Annotated in this window: 20 protein-coding genes; 12 read left to right on the top strand and 8 right to left on the bottom strand. The window is 66.1% G+C overall.

Annotated elements, in window-relative coordinates:
* Positions 1-101 precede the first annotated feature (101 nt).
* Positions 102-3,326 carry a bifunctional proline dehydrogenase/L-glutamate gamma-semialdehyde dehydrogenase PutA gene (putA, locus tag C2U58_RS15360; RefSeq protein ID WP_102946641.1) on the bottom strand — a complete coding sequence of 1,075 codons (3,225 nt, stop codon included), beginning with the start codon at positions 3,324-3,326 and terminating at the stop codon, positions 102-104.
* A 364-nt stretch (positions 3,327-3,690) separates the two neighbouring features.
* Between putA and coxB the strand changes: the two genes are divergently transcribed.
* The 5 genes from coxB to C2U58_RS15340 all read left to right on the top strand — a co-directional run bounded on the left by coxB (position 3,691) and on the right by C2U58_RS15340 (position 7,939).
* Positions 3,691-4,638: a cytochrome c oxidase subunit II gene (coxB, locus tag C2U58_RS15355; protein WP_102946640.1), complete on the top strand. Its 948-nt coding sequence runs from the start codon at positions 3,691-3,693 to the stop codon at positions 4,636-4,638.
* 67 nt (positions 4,639-4,705) lie between these two features.
* Positions 4,706-6,316 carry a cytochrome c oxidase subunit I gene (gene ctaD, locus C2U58_RS15350; protein WP_102946639.1) on the top strand — a complete coding sequence of 537 codons (1,611 nt, stop codon included), beginning with the start codon at positions 4,706-4,708 and terminating at the stop codon, positions 6,314-6,316.
* Between the two features lie 8 nt (positions 6,317-6,324).
* Positions 6,325-6,453 carry a hypothetical protein gene (locus C2U58_RS20395; protein WP_256123623.1) on the top strand — a complete coding sequence of 43 codons (129 nt, stop codon included), beginning with the start codon at positions 6,325-6,327 and terminating at the stop codon, positions 6,451-6,453.
* Positions 6,450-7,040 (top strand): cytochrome c oxidase assembly protein, encoded by a 591-nt coding sequence (locus tag C2U58_RS15345; RefSeq protein ID WP_070208837.1) that lies wholly within the window; start codon positions 6,450-6,452, stop codon positions 7,038-7,040. Before C2U58_RS20395 ends, C2U58_RS15345 begins: the two co-directional genes overlap by 4 nt.
* Positions 7,041-7,060: 20 nt before the next feature.
* Entirely contained in the window at positions 7,061-7,939 is an 879-nt protein-coding gene (locus C2U58_RS15340) for a cytochrome c oxidase subunit 3 (RefSeq protein ID WP_102946638.1), read from the top strand.
* 9 nt (positions 7,940-7,948) lie between these two features.
* Here C2U58_RS15340 and C2U58_RS15335 read toward each other — a convergent pair whose 3' ends face one another.
* The gene (locus C2U58_RS15335) at positions 7,949-8,167 is read right to left on the bottom strand and encodes a twin transmembrane helix small protein (RefSeq protein ID WP_070208839.1); all 219 of its coding nucleotides are present in this window, start codon (positions 8,165-8,167) and stop codon (positions 7,949-7,951) included.
* A 57-nt stretch (positions 8,168-8,224) separates the two neighbouring features.
* Between C2U58_RS15335 and C2U58_RS15330 the strand changes: the two genes are divergently transcribed.
* The 7 genes from C2U58_RS15330 (at position 8,225) to C2U58_RS15305 (ending at position 13,607) form a co-directional block, all read left to right on the top strand.
* Positions 8,225-8,971, top strand: a complete 747-nt coding sequence (locus C2U58_RS15330; RefSeq protein ID WP_102946637.1) for an SURF1 family protein — start codon at positions 8,225-8,227, stop codon at positions 8,969-8,971.
* A complete protein-coding gene (locus C2U58_RS15325; RefSeq protein WP_102946636.1) occupies positions 8,968-9,543 on the top strand; it encodes a hypothetical protein in 576 nt (191 codons plus the stop codon). Before C2U58_RS15330 ends, C2U58_RS15325 begins: the two co-directional genes overlap by 4 nt.
* A 10-nt stretch (positions 9,544-9,553) precedes the next feature.
* Positions 9,554-10,756 (top strand): COX15/CtaA family protein, encoded by a 1,203-nt coding sequence (locus tag C2U58_RS15320; protein WP_102946635.1) that lies wholly within the window; start codon positions 9,554-9,556, stop codon positions 10,754-10,756.
* On the top strand, positions 10,753-11,640 hold the full coding sequence (cyoE, locus tag C2U58_RS15315) for a heme o synthase (RefSeq protein ID WP_102946634.1): 888 nt from the start codon (positions 10,753-10,755) through the stop codon (positions 11,638-11,640). The genes C2U58_RS15320 and cyoE overlap by 4 nt, the downstream gene beginning before the upstream one ends.
* 78 nt (positions 11,641-11,718) lie before the next feature.
* Positions 11,719-12,543 carry a calcium-binding protein gene (locus C2U58_RS15310; protein WP_253256753.1) on the top strand — a complete coding sequence of 275 codons (825 nt, stop codon included), beginning with the start codon at positions 11,719-11,721 and terminating at the stop codon, positions 12,541-12,543.
* 306 nt (positions 12,544-12,849) lie between these two features.
* Positions 12,850-13,344 (top strand): hypothetical protein, encoded by a 495-nt coding sequence (locus C2U58_RS19880; RefSeq protein ID WP_146033478.1) that lies wholly within the window; start codon positions 12,850-12,852, stop codon positions 13,342-13,344.
* Positions 13,341-13,607: a hypothetical protein gene (locus C2U58_RS15305; RefSeq protein WP_172448160.1), complete on the top strand. Its 267-nt coding sequence runs from the start codon at positions 13,341-13,343 to the stop codon at positions 13,605-13,607. Before C2U58_RS19880 ends, C2U58_RS15305 begins: the two co-directional genes overlap by 4 nt.
* Positions 13,608-13,633: 26 nt before the next feature.
* Here C2U58_RS15305 and C2U58_RS15300 read toward each other — a convergent pair whose 3' ends face one another.
* From C2U58_RS15300 to rpsU, 6 genes are all read right to left on the bottom strand, one after another.
* Complete coding sequence (locus C2U58_RS15300; protein ID WP_102946632.1) at positions 13,634-14,617, bottom strand: bile acid:sodium symporter family protein; 984 nt, start codon at positions 14,615-14,617, stop codon at positions 13,634-13,636.
* Positions 14,618-14,669: 52 nt separating this feature from the next.
* On the bottom strand, positions 14,670-15,227 hold the full coding sequence (locus C2U58_RS15295; protein ID WP_343125476.1) for a sulfur transferase domain-containing protein: 558 nt from the start codon (positions 15,225-15,227) through the stop codon (positions 14,670-14,672).
* Between the two features lie 21 nt (positions 15,228-15,248).
* Positions 15,249-16,973: a DNA primase gene (gene dnaG, locus C2U58_RS15290; protein WP_102946631.1), complete on the bottom strand. Its 1,725-nt coding sequence runs from the start codon at positions 16,971-16,973 to the stop codon at positions 15,249-15,251.
* A 65-nt stretch (positions 16,974-17,038) separates the two neighbouring features.
* Positions 17,039-17,989, bottom strand: a complete 951-nt coding sequence (locus tag C2U58_RS15285; RefSeq protein WP_102946630.1) for a YihY/virulence factor BrkB family protein — start codon at positions 17,987-17,989, stop codon at positions 17,039-17,041.
* 88 nt (positions 17,990-18,077) lie between these two features.
* The gene (locus C2U58_RS15280) at positions 18,078-18,524 is read right to left on the bottom strand and encodes a GatB/YqeY domain-containing protein (protein ID WP_102946629.1); all 447 of its coding nucleotides are present in this window, start codon (positions 18,522-18,524) and stop codon (positions 18,078-18,080) included.
* A 112-nt stretch (positions 18,525-18,636) separates the two neighbouring features.
* Entirely contained in the window at positions 18,637-18,852 is a 216-nt protein-coding gene (gene rpsU, locus C2U58_RS15275) for a 30S ribosomal protein S21 (protein ID WP_002808376.1), read from the bottom strand.
* Positions 18,853-18,937: the final 85 nt, after the last annotated feature.

Here is an 18,937-nt window from a genome sequence, read left to right as displayed (position 1 = left end):
CGATCATGACACAACACGCCATGCCCACAAAAAACCCCGCTTTCGCGGGGTTTTTCGTTACCAGAATCGCCGTAGAGCGGGGCTCTGCCCCGCTGCTCGAATCAATCGCCGAGGGTCAACAACGACGCGTTACCACCGGCCGCCGTGGTGTTCACCGTGACGGTCTTTTCCGTAGCAAAACGCAGCAGGTAGTGCGGACCACCCGCCTTCGGACCCGTACCCGACAGACCCTGGCCGCCGAACGGCTGCACGCCGACCACCGCACCGATCTGGTTGCGGTTGACGTACACATTGCCCACGTTGATGCGCGAGGAAATGCGGTCCACCGTCTCGTCGATGCGCGAATGCACGCCGAGGGTGAGGCCATAACCGGTGGCGTTGATCTGGTCGATCACCGCATCCAGCTGGTCGCCCTTCCAGCGGATCACGTGCAGCACCGGCCCGAAGATTTCCTTGTGCAGCTGGTCCAGGTTCTTCAGTTCGTACGCACGCGGCGCGAAGAAGGTACCGTGCGCGGCCGCTTCGCTGAGCTCGGCGGCGGCGATCAGGCGCGCTTCCTTCTCCATGCGCAGCGCATGTTCGCGCAGGATCTGCAGCGCGTCGGCATCGATCACAGGACCGACGTCGGTGGACAGCAGGCCCGGGTCGCCGACCTTCAGTTCTGCCATCGCACCGGCCAGCATGGTCATCACCTTGTCGGCGATGTCGTCCTGCACGAACAGCACGCGCGCGGCCGAGCAGCGCTGGCCGGCCGAGGTGAAGGCCGAACCGATCGCGTCCTTGACCAGCTGTTCCGGCAGCGCCGAAGAGTCGGCGATGAAGGCGTTCTGGCCGCCGGTTTCGGCGATCAGCACGCCGATGGCGGCGTCGCGCGCGGCCATCGCACGGTTGATCGCACGCGCGGTGTCGGTCGAACCGGTGAAGGCCACGCCGGCCACGCGCGGGTCAGCGGTGAGCGCGGCACCGACGGTGGCGCCGTCGCCCGGCAGGAACTGCACCACGCCTTCGGGTACGCCGGCGTCCAGCAGCAGCTTCACCGCGTAGTAGCCGATCAGATTGGTCTGTTCGGCCGGCTTGGCGATCACGCTGTTGCCGGCGGCCAGTGCAGCGGCCACCTGGCCCAGGAAGATTGCCAGCGGGAAGTTCCACGGGCTGATGCACACGAACACGCCACGGCCGTGCAGCTGCAGCTCGTTGGACTCACCGGTCGGGCTCGGCAGCTTCTCGGCATGGCCGAACTGCTCGCGTGCCTGCTTGGCGTAGTAGCGCAGGAAGTCGACCGCTTCGCGCACTTCGGCGATGCCGTCGGGCAGGCTCTTGCCGGCTTCCTTCACGCACAGCGCCATGAATTCCGGCATGCGCGCTTCCAGCTGGTCGGCGGCGTGCTCCAGGATCGCGGCGCGGCTGGCGGCCGGGGTGCGGTTCCACTGCGGCTGTGCAGCCACGGCATTGGCCAGCGCCTTCTCGACGGTGGCGCTGTCGGCCGGCTGCCACTGGCCCACCACCTGGCGGTTGTCGGCCGGGTTGATCACGTTGAGCAGCGCGCCGGTCGGCTGCGCGCCCGGCACCAGCGGGGCGGCCTGCCACGGTTTGATGGCCGCGTTGAGCTGCTCGGCCAAAGCGCGCAGATCGTTGTCGTTGGCAAGGTTGATGCCCATGGAGTTCTTCCTGTCGTGGTTCTGGCTGCGCAGCAGGTCAACCGGCAGCGGGATCTTGGGGTGCGGAATCGAGTCGAACGAGGCAACGGCCTCGACCGGGTCGCGGATCAGGTCGTCGATGGCCACGTCTTCGTCGGTGATGCGGTTGACGAAGCTGGAGTTGGCGCCGTTTTCGAGCAGGCGGCGCACCAGGTACGGCAGCAGGTCTTCATGCGAGCCCACCGGTGCGTACACGCGGCACGGCACGTTGAGGCGGTTGGCCGGCACCACTTCGGCATACAGGTCATCGCCCATGCCGTGCAGCTTCTGGTGCTCGTACTGGCCGCCCTTGGCGATCGCCTTCACCGCCGCGATGGTGTGCGCGTTGTGGGTGGCGAACATCGGGTAGATCGCGTCGGCATGGGTGAACAGACGCTTGGCGCAGGCCAGGTAGGACACGTCGGTGTTCTGCTTGCGGGTGAACACCGGGTAGGCCGGCAGGCCGTCGATCTGCGCGCGCTTGATCTCCGCGTCCCAGTACGCGCCCTTGACCAGGCGCACCTGCAGGCGGCGGCCGATGCGGCGGGCCAGGTCGGCCAGGTAATCAATCGTGTACGGGGTGCGCTTCTGGTACGCCTGCACCACCACGCCAAAGCCTTCCCAACCGGCCAGCGACGCGTCGCTCACCACTGCTTCGATGATGTCCAGCGACAGTTCCAGGCGGTCGGTTTCTTCAGCGTCGACCGTGCAGCCGATGCCATAGGACTTGGCCAGCTGGGCCAGTTCCAGCACGCCCGGGACCAGGTCGGCCATCACGCGCGCACGCTTGGCGTGCTCGTAGCGCGGGTACAGCGCCGACAGCTTGATCGAGATGCCCGGCGCCGAATTGACGTCGCCGTCCGGACGGCCGCCACGGGCCTTGTGGTCGCCACCGATGGAGTGGATCGCGCGGCGGTAGTCTTCCAGGTAACGCTTGGCGTCCTTCATGGTCAGCGCGCCTTCGCCGAGCATGTCGAACGAATAGCGGTAGCTGGCGTTGTCGCCCTTGTGCGAGCGCGACAGCGCTTCGTCGATGGTGCGACCCATGACGAACTGGTGGCCCATGATCTTCATCGCCTGGCGCACGGCCAGGCGGATCACCGGCTCACCCACGCGGCCCATCAGGCGCGCGAACGCGCCCGGCACGTCGGCGCGGGTGGAGTCGTTGATCTGCACGATGTGGCCGGTGAGCATCAGGCCCCAGGTGGAGGCGTTGACCAGCACCGAGTCGCTGCCGCCCAGGTGCTTCTTCCAGTCCGCTTCGCCGAGCTTGTCGCGGATCAGCTTGTCGGCGGTGTCCTGGTCGGGAATGCGCAGCAGGGCTTCGGCCACGCACATCAGCAGCACGCCTTCCTCGCTGCCCAGGTCGTACTGGCGCATGAAGGCTTCGATCGCGCCCTGGTCCTTGGCCCGCACGCGCACGCGCGCGACCAGGTCGGCGGCAGTGGCCTGCACGGCAGCCTGTTCGTCGGCCGGCAGGCGCGCCTGCGCCAGCAGCTCGCGCACGTGGCTGGCCTCGTCCTTCATCCAGGCATCGGTGATCGCCTGGCGGAACGCGTTGGGAACGGCCGGCAGCTCGGGCGACAGCAGCGGCGGGCGGGAGGCGCCGGACGAAGCCGGGGCAGGGGGAAGCGCGGAAGATGCGGTCATGCCGGTTGGCTCGTGGAGAACTTGACCATTTTAATCGTTTTTTTGGCCTGGCAAGCAATTCGGGGTGCGCCGTCGATCCGCCGCATAGCCTTTCATACAGGGGGATTCGGCGGGTCCCATGGGAGTGTCGAAAAGTGTGCCATTTTCGTCAAATCGGCTGCCGATGCTTATGCTGTATTGCACCATCTCTGAAATTGTGAATGGACCCTTGCGGCTCGCGCGACAGCAGGGCTACCATCGGGACGTTCAGCGTACAGCTGGCAGTCGCACTGCGTGCTCACCCCCTCGGGTGCGTCTGCGACCGAAAAGTAGGCTTGCTCGTGGCCAGCGATGGCTGCAACCGACGACGCTAAGGGTCTAGGCAATGAAGCAACGCAGAAAGTGGGGCACGCAGTTCGGAAAGGCAGTGGGGTGTGGGGCAGCGCTGATGGCGCCGGCACTGGCGTGGGCCCAATCGGCCGACCCCAAGCCGTGGCAGCTGAACATGGGCAAGGGGGTCACCCAGAGCTCGCGGTTGGCCTGGGAATCCAACATGTTCTCGCTGTGGGTGTGTACGGTCATCGGCGTGCTGGTGTTCGGCGCGATGTTCTATGCCATCTTCAAGTTCCGCAAATCCAAGGGTGCGGTCGCCGCCACCTTCAGCCACAACACCAAGGCCGAGGTGATCTGGACCGTCATCCCGGTGATCATCCTGGTGGTGATGGCCTGGCCGGCCACCGCCAACCTGATCAAGTTCTACGACACCCGCGACGCCGAAATGACCGTGAAGGTCACCGGCTACCAGTGGATGTGGAAGTACGAGTACCTGGGCGAAGAGGTCACCTTCACCAGCCGCCTGGACCGCGAGTCGGACCGGGTGCGGCAGAGCGGCAAGGTGCCCGACCGTGAGAGCCACCCGCACTACCTGCTCGACGTGGACAACCGCCTGGTGCTGCCGGTCGACACCAAGGTGCGCTTCGTCATCACCTCCGACGACGTGATCCACGCCTGGTGGGTGCCCGCGCTGGGCTGGAAGCAGGACGCCATTCCCGGCTTCATCAACGAGGCCTGGACCAACATCGAGCAGGTCGGCGTGTACCGCGGCCAGTGCGCCGAGTTGTGCGGCAAGGACCATGGCTTCATGCCGATCGTGGTCGAGGCGGTCTCGAAGGACGACTTCCAGAAGTGGCTGGCCGCAAAGCGTCCGAAGGCGGCAGATCCCGCCCCGGCGCCCGCCGCGCCGGAAGCCACTCCGGAAGCGGCCCCGGGTAAAACACCGGAAGCACCGGCAGCGCCGGCCGCGGCACCGGCCGCGGCGCCGGAAAACGCCTGACATCATCGAACCGCGCGCGCCGCACGGCGCGCACGGCTACCAGCGGAACCAATGAGGTGTAGTTGCGATGGCGCATACCGCAGTTGATCACGACGGGCATCACGGACATCAGCAGTCGTTCTTCGAACGTTGGTTCTTCTCGACCAACCACAAGGACATCGGCACGCTGTACCTGCTCTTCAGCTTCCTCATGTTCATCATCGGCGCGGCGATGAGCGTGATCATCCGCGCCGAGCTGATGCAGCCCGGCCTGCAGTTCGTGAAGCCGGAAACCTTCAACCAGCTCACCACCGTGCATGCACTGGTAATGATCTTCGGTGGCGTCATGCCGGCCTTCGTCGGCCTGGCCAACTGGATGATTCCGCTGCAGGTCGGCGCGCCGGACATGGCGCTGCCGCGCATGAACAACTGGTCGTTCTGGCTGCTGCCGGTGGCGTTCAGCCTGCTGCTGCTCACCTTCCTGCTGCCCGGTGGCGCACCGGCCGGTGGCTGGACCCTGTACCCGCCGCTGTCGCTGCAGGGCGGCTACAACGTGGCCTTCACCGTGTTCGCCATCCACGTGGCCGGCATCAGCTCGATCATGGGCGCGATCAACATCATCGCCACCGTGCTCAACATGCGCGCGCCCGGCATCGACCTGCTGAAGATGCCGATCTTCTGCTGGTCCTGGCTGATCACCGCGTTCCTGCTGATCGCGGTGATGCCGGTGCTGGCCGGAGCGGTGACCATGCTGCTCACCGACAAGTTCTTCGGCACCAGCTTCTTCAATGCCGCCGGCGGTGGCGACCCGGTGATGTTCCAGCACATCTTCTGGTTCTTCGGCCACCCGGAGGTGTACATCATGATCCTGCCGGCGTTCGGCGTGGTCAGCGAAATCATCCCCACCTTCAGCCGCAAGCCGCTGTTCGGTTACCAGGCCATGGTCTACGCGATCGCCGCGATCGCATTCCTGTCGTTCATCGTCTGGGCCCACCACATGTTCACCGTGGGCATGCCGCTGGGCGGCGAAATCTACTTCATGTTCGCCACCATGCTGATCTCCATCCCGACCGGGGTGAAGGTGTTCAACTGGGTGAGCACCATGTGGCGCGGCTCGCTCACCTTCGAAGCACCGATGCTGTGGGCGGTGGCCTTCGTCATCCTGTTCACCATCGGCGGCTTCTCCGGCCTGATGCTGGCCATCGTGGTGGCCGACTTCCAGTACCACGACACCTACTTCGTGGTGGCGCACTTCCACTATGTGCTGGTCACCGGTGCGGTGTTCGCGCTGATCGGCGCGGTGTACTACTGGTGGCCGAAGTGGACCGGGCGCATGTACAGCGAGTTCTGGGCCAAGGTCCACTTCTGGTGGTCCATCCTCTTCGTGAACCTGCTGTTCTTCCCGCAGCACTTCCTCGGCCTGGCCGGCATGCCGCGCCGTATTCCCGATTACAGCGTGGCGTTCGCCGACTGGAACCTGATCAGCTCGATCGGTGCGTTCGGCATGTTCGTCACCCCGTTCATGATGGCCGCCATCCTGATCGCCTCGCTACGCAACGGTGAGAAGGCCGCCGACCGCTCCTGGGAAGGGGCGCGCGGGCTGGAGTGGACCATTCCTTCACCGGCCCCGGCGCATACCTTCACCGTGCCGCCGGTCATCCGTCCGGGCGACCTGGCCCACGACGACATCACTCACTGAGGTGCGCCATGCATGATGCGCAACAACAGGATCTGGCCGTTCGCCGCCAACGCGCGCGGCGCACCGCGCTGTGGGTGGGCGCGGTGGCCATCGCGGTCTATGTCGGCTTCATCCTGACCGGGGTGCTCGGCCGATGAACGACCCGCGCCCCGCCACGCCCGCGCCGAGCGCCGGGCTGCCGCGCCTGATCGGGGTGGCGGTGGCGGTGTTCGTGCTGACCTTCTCGCTGGTGCCGCTGTACCGCATCGCCTGCGAGAAGGTGTTCGGCGTGCGCCTGGAGCGTGGGCCCGGCGCGCAGGCGGCGGGCGGTCCGGCGGCGGCCAAGCGCACCGTGCGGGTGGAGTTCGACGGCGGGGTCAACTCGAAGCTGCCGTGGGCGTTCCATCCCGAGCAGCTGAGCATGGACGTGGTGCCGGGTGAGCTCAACGAAGCGCTGTACTACGCACGCAACGACAGCGACCACGCGCTGGTTGGCAGCGCGGTGCCGTCGGTGGCCCCGGCCAAGGCCTCGGGCTACTTCAGCAAGACCGAATGCTTCTGCTTCACCGCGCAGACCCTGGTGGCCGGCGAGAAACGCGACATGCCGGTGCGTTTCATCGTCGACCCGGACCTGCCGGCCAACATCAAGACCATCACCCTGTCGTACACGTTCTACAAGAACGACGCGCTGTCGTCGCAGCTGGCCACGGCGACCCCGCCGGCCACCGCGCGCTCGGCACCCTGATACGTACCCGGATACCGCATATGGCCGCCCAGCACAGTCCCGACGCCAACGTGTACTTCGTCCCCACGCACAGCAAGTGGCCCTTCATCGGTTCCATCGCGATGATGGTGACCATGGTGGGCGTGGCCAGCTGGCTCAATGACGCCGGCTGGGGCAAGTGGACCTTCTACGCCGGCATCGCGATGCTGGTGCTGACCCTGTTCTGGTGGTTCAGCGATGTGGTGCGCGAATCGCAGGCTGGGCATTACAACCGCCAGGTCGACGGCTCGTTCCGGATGGGCATGGTGTGGTTCATCTTCTCCGAAGTGATGTTCTTCGGTGCCTTCTTCGGTGCGCTGTTCTACACCCGCAACCTGGGCCTGGCGTGGCTGGGCGGCGAGGGCGACGGGGTGATGACCAACGAACTGCTCTGGGACGGCTATTCCGCCGCCTGGCCGACCAACGGCCCGGGCGCCATCGGCGGCCACTTCCAGACCATTCCGGCCTGGGGCCTGCCGCTGATCAACACGCTGATCCTGCTGACCTCCGGCGTCACCCTCACCATCGCCCACCATGCACTGAAGGCCGGCCATCGCCGCCAGCTGCTGGTGTGGCTGGGCGTCACCGTGCTGCTCGGCGCGTTCTTCCTCACCCTGCAGGCCGAGGAATACATCCACGCCTACAAGGAACTGAACCTCACGCTCGGTTCGGGCATCTACGGCTCCACCTTCTTCATGCTCACCGGTTTCCACGGCGCGCATGTGCTGCTGGGCACCATCATGCTGATCGTGATGTGGCTGCGCGCGGCCAAGGGCCATTTCACCCGCGACAACCACTTCGGCTTCGAAGCGGCGGCGTGGTACTGGCACTTCGTCGACGTGGTGTGGCTGATGCTGTTCCTGTTCGTCTACGTGCTGTAGCGCCGGGGCTCAACCACCGATGCCGTGGGGTTTGATCCAGCCGGTGTAGATGCCGATCGCCACCAGCGCAATCAGCGCCACCGACACCGCGATGCGCCGGGTGAGCGCATTGACGGTGCGCTTGGTCTGGCCGCGGTCGACCAGCAGGTAGTACAGACCGGCGCCCAGATTCCAGACGATGACGATCAGAAACGCGATTACCAGCAGGGTCTTCAACGAATCATTCATGCGCGGCTCAAGGGCAGGGCGGGTACGCCTATCTGACCGCGTTTCGACGGCGTTGTCATGATGCGCAAGCACACGCGCCTGATCGGCTGGGTGGCCGCCGTGCTGGTCATCATGGGTTTCTCCCAGCTGGGTCTTTGGCAGCTGCACCGCATGCATGAAAAGCAGGCCCTGCTGGACCAGCAGGTGCCGGCCCGCGCGCAGACCCTGAGCCTGGCCGATGCCCAGGCTGCGCCGCCGCAGCTGCGCTGGGTCGAAGACCACGGGCGTTTCCTGCCGGGCACCGTGCTGCTGGACAACCAGACCCGCGGCGGACGCGCCGGCATCAAGCTCTACCAGCCGTTCCGCAGCGACGGCGGCGCCGTGGTGCTCGTCGACCTGGGGTGGCTGCCGATGCCGCCTGATCGCCAGCTGCCGACCGTGGTGCCGCGCGAAGGCGAGGCTCATGTGGCCGGGCTGCTCGCTCCGCCGCCGGCCACCGGCCTGGCGCTGGGTCCGGCGCTGACCGCGGCCACGCAGCCGGCAGTGTGGCTCGCCAACCGCATGCCGCCTGCGGAAGTGGCTGCCGCGCTGCGCCTGCCGCCCGCCCGCCTGCGCAGCGCAGTGCTGCGCCTGGACCCGGCGCTGCCCGGGGGCTACGCCCGCGACCTCGAACTGCTGCCCAACACCCTGCCGCCCAGCCGCCACCTCGGCTACGCCGTGCAGTGGTTCGGCCTGGCCCTGACCGTGCTGGTCGTCGCGTTGGTGCTCGAATGGCGAAGCCGCCGCCGCACACCCTCCGCTTACATGAGAAAATCCCGCCCATGAATGCCATCACCCCGGAACAGCTCAAGGCCCGCAACCGTGGTCGCTGGACCCTGGTCGCGCTGTTCGGCCTGTTCTTCGGCGCGATGGCGCTGGCCGGCGTGCTGCGCTTCTCCGGCTGGCAGCCGGCCGACCACCGCAATACCGGCCAGATGCTGCAACCGCCGGTGGACGCGCGCGCGCTGCCGCTTACCCTCGCCAATGGCGAACCCTACCCGTGGAACCCCGACGCGCACGTGTGGCGCATCCTGGTTGCGCCCGCACCGGGCTGTGCAGCCGAGTGCGTCACTTTGTCGCAGGGATTGGGCAAGGTGTGGCAGCTGTTCGGCCATAGGGCCGATAATGTCGAGATCCTGTGGCTGGGTACGCCGCCGGCCGAGGTCCAGGGCCTGCCCGCCCTGCGCGTGCTGGCGCCCCAGCCGACCCTGCGTGCCGCCTTGCCCGCCGTGGATGACGCCGCCGGCACCCCTGTGTATGTGATCGACCCGAACGGGTTCGTGATCATGCGGTACGCGCCGGGATTCGAACTGGCCGGTCTGCGCAAGGACCTGGCCACGCTGTTGAAACTGAAGTGAGTTCCGTTTGATGAACCCCACCGCGCGCCCGGCGCTGCATCGCAATTTCCACCGTCTGGCGTGGTTCGCCCTGATCATGACGGCGAGCACGATCATGTTCGGTTCGTTCGTGCGCCTGTCCGATGCCGGCCTGAGCTGCCCGGACTGGCCGACCTGCTATGGCCGCGTGACCTGGCCGCAGCATGCCGCGGAAGTGGTTGGCCACGAAGCAGCCAAGATCCGCCCGCTGGAAACCCACAAGGCCTGGCGCGAGCAGGTGCACCGCTTCCTGGCCGGCGCGCTGGGTATCGAGATCCTCACCCTGGCGCTGCTGGCAGTACGCCGGCGCAGCTGGGGCACCACGGCGGTGGTCACTGCGTGCGTGCTGGTGGCCACCGGCATACCCCTGTACATGATGGGCTGGCACGTCTCGGCCAGCGTGCTGGCGCTCACCGGTGAGGCGATCCTGCTGATCGCTGCGCTGCGCTGGAACAACATCGACCTGGCCCGCGCGGCGTTGCTGACCCTCGCGGTGGTGATTTTCCAGGCGTTGCTCGGCATGTGGACGGTCACCCTGCTGCTCAAGCCGATCGTGGTGATGGGCCACCTGCTGGGTGGCATGCTGATGTTCGGGCTGCTGGTATGGATGGCGTGGCGTGCCACGCACATGCCGATCACCCTGGTCGAGGCGCCGAAGCTGAAATGGCTGCTGCGCGCCGGCGTGGCCGTGCTGGTCCTGCAGATCGCGCTCGGCGGCTGGGTCAGCGCCAACTACGCGGCCCTGGCCTGTGGCGGTGGCAGCGCCTCGCTCGACAACTTCCCGCGCTGCGTGAGCCAGTGGTGGCCGCCCCACGACTTCAAGGAAGGCTTCACCCTGTGGCGTGGCATCGGCGTGGACTACGAAGGGGGCGTGCTGGATGGCGCCTCGCGCATCGCGATCCAGATGGCGCACCGCATGTTCGCGGTCGTGGTCGCGGTTTACCTGCTGTGGCTGGCCGTGCGCCTGTATCGCCTGCCGAGCATGCGCGGCTGGGCCACCGCGCTGGGCCTGCTGGTGGTGTTGCAGATCACCCTGGGCATCCTCAACGTCAAGCTGGCCGTGCCGCTGGAAGTGGCCGTCGCCCACAGCGGCGGCGCCGTGGCGCTGCTGTTCGTGCTGGTCACCCTGCTGGCGCGCCTGCGTGCGCCGGCCGACGTGGCTGATGAAGATGACGTTTCTGGAGCGACGCCGTGAGTGTTCGGCAGTACTGGGACCTGACCAAACCCAAGGTGGTGGCACTGATCGTGTTCACCGCGTTGGTGGGCATGTTCCTCGCCATTCCTACCCTGCCTACCGCCGAGCAGGCGGTTCGCGGTGCGCTGGGCTTCCTCGGCATCTGGCTGGCGGCCTCGGCGGCAGCGGCGATCAACCAGCTGCTGGACGCACAGATCGACGCACAGATGGCGCGTACCTCGTGGCGGCCGCTGGTGGTGGGCAAGGTCAAGCCGTGGCAGGTGCTGGTGTTCGCCGGCGCGCTGATCGTGCTGTCGATGACCATCCTGGTGCTGTGGGTGAACGTCATCACTGCGGTACTGACCTTCGCCTCGCTGATCGGCTACGCGGTGATCTACACCGTATACCTCAAGCGCGCGACCTCGCAGAACATCGTGATCGGCGGCCTCGCCGGTGCCACGCCGCCGCTGCTCGGCTGGGCGGCCATCACTGGCATGCAGGGCCCGATGGACTGGGCCTACGCCTCGCTGCTGGTGCTGATCATCTTCATCTGGACCCCGCCGCATTTCTGGGCACTGGCGATCTTCCGCCGCGAAGACTACGCCAAGGCCAAGATCCCGATGCTGCCGGTGACCCACGGCGTGGCGTACACCCGCAAATCGATCATGGCGTACTCCATCGCGCTGGCCATCGTCAGCATCCTGCCTACCGTGGTGGGCATGAGCGGCCTGTTCTACCTGGGCGGTGCGGTCGTGTTGAACACGGTATTCGTCTGGTACGCCTGGCGCATGCTCAATCCGCCGGATGAGCTGTTCTCGATGAAGATGTTCGGCTACTCCATCGTCTACCTGATGGCGCTGTTCGCCTTCCTGATGGTGGACCACTGGATGCTGCCGTTCCTGTGATCGCCATCGCACGCGCCTGGTCTTGAATCCGGCCATCGCGCCGCCATTGCTTTCATGACCCCGACAGGACGTGACGGCATGAAGCGATGGCTCTGGATGGCTGCGATGGTGGCTTCGATGATGTACGGCACCGCCTTTGCCGCGCCCGCAACGGGCGTGGACGACACCGCCACGCAGATCATGACGCTGGCGGGCGATCACCGCCTGGTGGTGCTGGGCGAGTACCACGGCACCGCCGAAACGCCGCTGTTGGTGGCCGACCTGATGGAGCGCTACAGCCGCGACAACGCGCCGGTACGGCTGGGGTTGGAGCTGCCGATGAGCGAGAACGCCGCGCTGGCGCGGTACCTCCGCTCCAACGGCGATGCAGATGCGCGGGAAGCGTTGCGCACCCAGCCGTTCTGGCGGGTAAAGGACGAGCAGCACGACGGACGCCGCAGCCGCGACATGCTCGCGCTGATCGAAGCCCTGCGCGCGCTGCGGGCGCAGGGGCGCGATGTCGGTGTGGCCGGCTACGACATTGAAATCAGTGCCTACGACAGCGACGTGGATCGCGACGCTGCGATGGCCACGCACCTGCGGCAGCAGTTCAATGCACTCCCCGCCGGAACGCGCATGCTGGTGCTCACCGGCAACGTGCACGCCATGCGCCACCCCTTCGAGGATGCGCCGCCGGAAATGAAGCACCGCACGATGGCCTCGTACCTGCTGGACCTGCCGCTGTACAGCGTGCGCGTGGAGGCGCTGCGTGGCCAGTCCTGGGGCTGCTTGAAGCCATGTCGCGCAATCACGCTACCCGAGAGGCCGGCGCGTGATCCGGTCGCCGAAACCGACGCGGATCGCTCCTACGACGTGTGGGTGTATCTGCCGGAGTTGAGCGTGGGTACGTTGACTGACCCGTAACGCTGAAGAAACCCTGGCTGTTCGGTGAATTGGTAGGGTCGCTTCCCAAACGACGCTGTGCATGGATGCACGAGTGGCGCGTTCGCAGGATGCGAAGGAGCGCCCCGCACGTAAAAATGATCGGCGCGACGAAGGCATGTTGTTTACCGAGGCAACGTCGGACTGTCCGTCAGACAATGCCGCACCAGTGTGTCGTCATCCACGCATCTGCCTCAAATCATGAGGTGTGTCCCAACTCCTCACGCGCCCGTCAGCCTATACAGCTAGTTCGAGCCGCTGACGCGCGTTCCACATGAGGAAAAACACATGCATCCATCCACGAAGCTCGGACTCTGTCTGGTCGCCATGAGTGTGATCGCAGGCGCGAATGGCTGTTCAGAACAGCCCGATCCAGTGCCCGTCGACGCAGTAGGCCAGTGGCTGAATGACCGCGCGATGCGTGCGGCCGAAAAGGACCACGCGTCGGGCGCGAACCAGGATCTCCCAGAAGGTGTGTACCGCTTGATCCCCGTGGCAGAACTGGACGCCCCAGAGCCCGTCAAACAGCATTTCCGGGAGAAGATTGAACGAAGTCGTTCGGGCGTGATGAAGGTGCCGACAGGCGCGATTCCATCCGAGCAACAACTTGTGATTGCACTGCCCAAGACAAAGCGATCAGAAACGACCCTGCGGGAAAGGCTACCCAATCCTCCAAGCAATCTGCAGGGAACGGCACTGACCACTGCAGCGTTGATCGGATGGAGCCCACCGGCGCGCTGCACGGCCTCAGATCCTCCGGACTCTCCCGCTTCTATCGTTTGAAAGACATCGGCATCGTAGAGTTCAACGAACACAATTTCCGGGTGCCCGGCGGGGTGATTGAAGCCTTCGTTGAGGCGCAGAACACCTTGATCAACGGAGTACCCGGCAAGATCGAAATGACGGTCGACGATCAAGGCCGTGGCTGCGTATCACTGACGTGGGCCGGCAAAGACAAGGTGTACTCATTGACCGCTACAGGCGACGACAACGTGGAGCGCAAAGCCGAGGCGTTGAGAGCGATCGCTGAGTCGGTGGTCGATTGATCCTGGCCAGACAACCATGCCTTCCGCTACGTGGAAGGCATCCCGGGATCACGCGCAAATCGCTGGGCAATCACCGCGCACACAATCAGCTGGATCTGGTGGTAGATCATGATCGGCAGCACGATGGCGCCCAGGCTGCCGCCGGCGAACAATACCTTTGCCATTGGTACGCCGGTGGCCAGGCTTTTCTTGGAGCCGCAGAAGAGGATGGTGATGCGGTCTTCGCGGTTGAAACCCAGGCGCCTGGAGAGGAAGGCGATGATCGGCATCGCGATGCCCAGCAGCACCGCGGCCACCACCGCTACGGTCAGCAGTGACAGCACCGGCGTCTTGCTCCACAGCCCTTCGTTTACTGCTTCACCGAATGCCGAATACACCACCAGCAGGATCGTGCCCTGGTCGGTGTAGCGCAGCAGGGCGCGTTGACGCTCCACCCAGCCTGCAATCCACGGGCGCAGCAGGTGGCCGGCCACGAAAGGCACCAGCAGCTGCAGCATGATGCTGAGGATGGCCTGGCCAGGGTTGTGCATGCCGCCCTGGGCGCCGGCGAGCACGGTCAGCAGCAGGGGCGTCAGGAACACGCCGAGGATGCTGGACAGCGATGCACTCACCACTGCGGCCGGCACGTTGCCCCGCGCAAGCGAGGTGAACGCGATGGACGACTGCACGGTGGACGGCAGCGCGCACAGGAACAGCACGCCGATGTACAGCTCAGGCGTAAGCAGCCAGCCATCCAGCGGTTTGAATGCCAGCCCCAGCAGCGGGAACAGCGCGAAGGTGCAGGCCAAAATGGTCAGGTGCAAACGCCAGTGCAGCAGGCCGGCGACGATCGATTCGCGCGGCAGGCGCGCACCGTGCAGGAAGAACAATGCGGCAATGGCGACATCGGTAACGTCGTCCAGCACCATCGCGGCGGGGCCATGCATCGGCAGGAAGGACGCCAGCAGCACAGTGCCGAGCAGCGCGAGGGTGAAGTTGTCCGGTCGCAGGCGCGACCACCAGCGGGTCATGGTGGGCAGGCTCCTGTAGAGCTGGGGGAAACGGGGTGATGCGCGCGGGAACTCAACGCGCGGCGTCCTGCTCTAGCAGGGCGCGGGTCTGTGTCTCGAGCGAGGTCATGCCGGCGCTGCGGCCGAACTGCAGGGCTTCTTGGGTGGAAGCGCCCTGTTCGTGCTTGAGCAGCGCCAGCAACGCGCCGACTCGGTTGCCGGACGCGCAGTGCAGGAGGACCGGGCCGTTGGACTGGGTCAGTGCCGCCTGCAGGGCCTGTGCGTTTGCGGCGGTGAGGCCGGCGGCGCCCGCGACCGGGATGCGCACGTAGTTCAGGCCGAGGTCTGCTGCGGTAGTGGCTTCATCGAAGCCGCGATCTTCATCGGGTTGGCGCAGGTCGATGACGGTGGCGATGCCTGCGGAGGCGGCCTGCTGCAACTGTGCTGCGGACGGTTGGCCGCCGGTGTAGAGGCCTTCGTCCGGTTGGTGGAAGGCATTGGGGAAGGCGGTCGCCGGTAGCTCGGGCCGTGCGGGCAGCGGGGCAGAGCCCCGCTCCACGGCGGGGGCGGGTGACACCATGCTCATCGCAAGGACCAACAGGAAAGCCGGGCGCTCCAACCATCGCATCACGTCACTCTCCTGTCGGTCCAATCAGCGCAACGCTGCGCGGGCCTTCAACAGCTCGCGCAGCTCGTACTTGTCAGTATCGTCGAGACCCTGCTGCCGCTGCTTTGCCTGAAGCTCCTCAAGACGTTGCAGCAACAGCTGTTTTTCCAGCTGCGCCACCGCATCGTGAAGCTCCTGGTTCCACATCGCCTCGTCACCGGGAAGCGTCTGCGCGGCCAGCTTGTGCAGGGAATCCTGCTCTTCGCGGCCTTCGAAATGCTCCAGCAATGCGCCGGTGCTGATATCCGGGCGCTGTTCCACCAGGGTGAGCAGCTCGATCAGCAGCTCCACGCCTGGCAGGCGCAGCCCGCTGAAATGGTGGCCTTCCAGCGTCATCGCCAGTGACGGCTGCTGCAGCAGGATCGCGATCGCCGCGCGCACCAGGCTGCGGCGCTGGGTCGGTGCCACCGCGCGCGGTGGTGGACGCGAAACCGGTGCGGCGGTGGCGGTGCCACCCAACCCGGTCAGCGTCGACAGCTGCTGCTTCATTAGGTCGCCGAACGCACCGTCGGGAATCTGCGCCAGCATCGGCCGCGCGCGCTCGGCCAGCCGTGCCTTGCCGTCCAGCGTGGCCATGTTGACCTCGCGGGTGAGCTCGTCGAAGAAGAACTGCGACAGCGGCGTCGCTTGCTTCAACCGCTCGTCGAAGCCTTCCTTGCCTTCCTTGCGCACGATGGTGTCGGGGTCTTCGCCATCGGGCAGGAACAGGAAGAACGCCTGGCGCCCGTCCTTCATGCGCGGCAGCACCGACTCCAGCGCACGCCAACCGGCGCGGCGGCCGGCGGCGTCGCCGTCGAAACAGAAGAACACGTCCGGCGCGTTGCGGAACAGCAGCTCGGCGTGCTCGGGCGTGGTCGCCGTGCCCAGCGTCGCCACCGCCTGGGTGACCCCGAACTGGAACAGCGAGACCACGTCCATATAGCCTTCCACCACCACCAGCCGCTCGATCTTCTGGTTGGCCTGGCGCACCTGCCACAGGCCGTACAACTCGCGGCCCTTGTGGAACAGCGCGGTTTCCGGCGAATTGAGGTACTTCGGGCCGTCGTCCTTCTCCATGACCCGGCCGCCGTAGGCGATCACGCGCCCGCGCCGGTCGAAGATCGGGAACATCACCCGGTCGCGGAACTTGTCGTAGACATGGCCGCGGTCGTTCTTGGAAAACAGGCCGGCGCGGTCGAGCAGCTTCATGCGCCGCTCGTCCTTGCCCAGCGCATCCTTCAGCGCGCTGTAGCCATCGGGCGCATAGCCGATCGCAAACCGCGTGCGGTTTTCCTCGTCCACGCCGCGCTGGTCCAGGTAGGCGCGCGCCTTGTCGCTGCCCTCCAGCGACTTCTGGAAGAAGCGCGTGGCCGCATCCAGCGCCGCGTACAGGTCGCGGCTGTCGTCCTGCTGCTGGGCGGTGCGCTGCTGCGTCTCGCGCGGCACTTCCATGCCCACGCGCTTGGCCAGCTCATCGACCGCGTCGAGGAACTCCAGGCGGTCGTAGTTCATCAGGAAGCTGATCGCCGTCCCGTGCGCGCCACAACCGAAGCAGTGATAGAACTGCTTGGTCGGGGACACCGTGAACGACGCCGAGCGTTCGTCATGGAACGGGCAGCGTGCCGAGTACTCCTTGCCCTGGCGCTTCAACGGCACGCGGCTGCCCACCACTTCGACAATGTCGGAGCGGGCCAGCAGGTCGTCGATGAATGCGTCGGGGATACGGGCCATGGGCAGCAGGCTGGGGGCGCGACCGGCAACGGCCACGCGCGGTAGCGGGGGACCCCGCTAGTCTACTAGCTGGCGCTGGTTCCGCCCGGTTTCGGGGGCTCGATGCCGGCTTCGGCCAGGTGGAAGCGCGCCCGCAGGCGTTCATCGATCACCGCCGTCATCAGCGCACCCACGAAGAACACCACCGTGGCGTAGTAGATCCACACCAGCGAGATCACCAGCGCGCCCATCGAGCCGTAGGCGCTGCCCGGCGCCACGGTGGCGATGTACAGCCCGATCGCATAGCGCCCCAGCGCGAACAGCGCCGAGGTGATGGCCCCGCCAATGAACGCCTGGCGCCAGGCCACGCGGCGGTCGGGCAGGTAGTGGTACAGGAACGCGAACCCCACCGTGTACAGCACCAGGCTGGTCAGGTAGCCCACCGCCGGCAGCACCGAGGGCAGCTGCGCGAAGGCCACCTGCAGCATCGTGGTGGCGGTCATCGACAGGATCAGCAGGAAGCCCAGCGCCAGCACCACGCCGAAGGAAAAGACGCGCTTGCGCAGCCACGCCACGATCCCGTCGAGCCGCTCGCCACTGGTATTGAAGATCAGGTTGAGCGCGTTCTGCAGCTGGGCGAAGACGGCGGTGGCGCCGATGAACAGCAGCAGCGTGCTCCACATCCCGGCCAGTGAGCCCATCGACGGCTGGTTGTCGGCGTTCTTGAGCACGGTGTCGGCCACGGTGGCTGCGCTGCTGCCGGCCACATCGTTGATCTGGCCGATCAGCGCCTGCTGCGCGGGCGGATACAGCGAGGCGGTCAGCCACAGCAGCAGCACCAGCAGCGGTGCCATCGAGAGCAGGGCGTAGAAGGAGACCGATGCAGCCTGGGTCAGTACGTCGATATCGACGAAGCGCTTGCCCACCGCCACCGGAAAGCTGCGTTCAAGCCGGTCCACGTACTTGCGCAGGCGGGGCGGAACATGGGTGTGGTCGTGCGCGGGTTCGGGCGCAGGGGAGGGCGGCAGCGAAGACATGCCTGATTTCTAGCAGGCCCGGTTCGAAGGCCGGGTGAAACGCGCGCCTGCCGGGCAGGACACGACCGTCGGTCGTGTCCCCGCATGCTCAGCCGGCGAAGTGCTTCTTGACCAGCTGCGACACCAGGCCCATGTCGGCCTTGCCGGCCAGCTTAGGCTTCAGCGCGCCCATCAGCTTGCCCATGTCGGCCGGGCCGCTGGCGCCGGTTTCGGCCACCGCTTCCTGGATGGCGGCCTGGATCTCGGCTTCGCCCATCTTGGCCGGCAGGTAGGTGTCGATCACCGCCAGTTCGTCGCGCTCGATCTGCGCCAGGTCATCGCGGTTGGCCGCGTCGTACTGGGTGATCGAGTCCTTGCGCTGCTTGACCATCTTGTCCAGCACGGCGATCACGGCGGCGTCATCCAGGGTGACGCGCTCGTCCACTTCACGACGCTGGATTTCGGCGTTGATCAGGCGGATCACGGCCAGCTTGTGCTTCTCGCCCGCCTTCATGGCGGCCTTCATGTCGTCGGTGAGCTGCTGTTTCATGCTCATGGAACACCTCGTTCGGTGGAAGTATGGAAACGCAAAAAGCCGGTAACGCTTGCGCGTTCCGGCTTCGGCTCCGCCGCGACAGGACCTGCCTGCCGCATCGAAGTGCGTCCGATCAGTACAGGCGCTGACGCTTGGTGACGTCGCGCGACGAGCGGCGCAGCTGACGCTTCACAGCAGCAGCAGCCTTACGCTTGCGCTCCTGGGTCGGCTTTTCGTAGAACTCGCGCTTGCGGGTTTCGGCCAGCACGCCGGCCTTTTCGCAGGTGCGCTTGAAGCGACGGAGCGCAAACTCGAAGGGCTCGTTCTCGCGGACTTTAACGCTGGGCATGGAATCTCCGGGACACAGTAGAACCGGGTCACGCCCGGTGAGAGCCGCACATTATAGCGGCGAGAAAAGAACTTGCAACCCACCC

The organism is Stenotrophomonas sp. VV52 (assembly GCF_002893095.1).
In the GTDB taxonomy this organism is placed as follows: Bacteria; Pseudomonadota; Gammaproteobacteria; order Xanthomonadales; family Xanthomonadaceae; genus Stenotrophomonas; species Stenotrophomonas aracearum.
Note: the sequence above shows the minus strand (reverse complement) of the source record. Positions and strands in the feature narration are given on the sequence as shown.

Bases quoted from the DNA above. Each gene is read 5' to 3' on its own strand.
- putA (WP_102946641.1), bottom strand. From the start codon at position 3,326: ATGACCGCATCTTCCGCGCTTCCCCCTGCCCCGGCTTCGTCCGGCGCC.
- coxB (WP_102946640.1), top strand. From the start codon at position 3,691: ATGAAGCAACGCAGAAAGTGGGGCACGCAGTTCGGAAAGGCAGTGGGG.
- ctaD (WP_102946639.1), top strand. From the start codon at position 4,706: ATGGCGCATACCGCAGTTGATCACGACGGGCATCACGGACATCAGCAG.
- C2U58_RS20395 (WP_256123623.1), top strand. From the start codon at position 6,325: ATGCATGATGCGCAACAACAGGATCTGGCCGTTCGCCGCCAACGCGCG.
- C2U58_RS15345 (WP_070208837.1), top strand. From the start codon at position 6,450: ATGAACGACCCGCGCCCCGCCACGCCCGCGCCGAGCGCCGGGCTGCCG.
- C2U58_RS15340 (WP_102946638.1), top strand. From the start codon at position 7,061: ATGGCCGCCCAGCACAGTCCCGACGCCAACGTGTACTTCGTCCCCACG.
- C2U58_RS15335 (WP_070208839.1), bottom strand. From the start codon at position 8,167: ATGAATGATTCGTTGAAGACCCTGCTGGTAATCGCGTTTCTGATCGTC.
- C2U58_RS15330 (WP_102946637.1), top strand. From the start codon at position 8,225: ATGATGCGCAAGCACACGCGCCTGATCGGCTGGGTGGCCGCCGTGCTG.
- C2U58_RS15325 (WP_102946636.1), top strand. From the start codon at position 8,968: ATGAATGCCATCACCCCGGAACAGCTCAAGGCCCGCAACCGTGGTCGC.
- C2U58_RS15320 (WP_102946635.1), top strand. From the start codon at position 9,554: ATGAACCCCACCGCGCGCCCGGCGCTGCATCGCAATTTCCACCGTCTG.
- C2U58_RS15310 (WP_253256753.1), top strand. From the start codon at position 11,719: ATGAAGCGATGGCTCTGGATGGCTGCGATGGTGGCTTCGATGATGTAC.
- C2U58_RS19880 (WP_146033478.1), top strand. From the start codon at position 12,850: ATGCATCCATCCACGAAGCTCGGACTCTGTCTGGTCGCCATGAGTGTG.
- C2U58_RS15300 (WP_102946632.1), bottom strand. From the start codon at position 14,617: ATGACCCGCTGGTGGTCGCGCCTGCGACCGGACAACTTCACCCTCGCG.
- dnaG (WP_102946631.1), bottom strand. From the start codon at position 16,973: ATGGCCCGTATCCCCGACGCATTCATCGACGACCTGCTGGCCCGCTCC.
- C2U58_RS15285 (WP_102946630.1), bottom strand. From the start codon at position 17,989: ATGTCTTCGCTGCCGCCCTCCCCTGCGCCCGAACCCGCGCACGACCAC.
- C2U58_RS15280 (WP_102946629.1), bottom strand. From the start codon at position 18,524: ATGAGCATGAAACAGCAGCTCACCGACGACATGAAGGCCGCCATGAAG.
- rpsU (WP_002808376.1), bottom strand. From the start codon at position 18,852: ATGCCCAGCGTTAAAGTCCGCGAGAACGAGCCCTTCGAGTTTGCGCTC.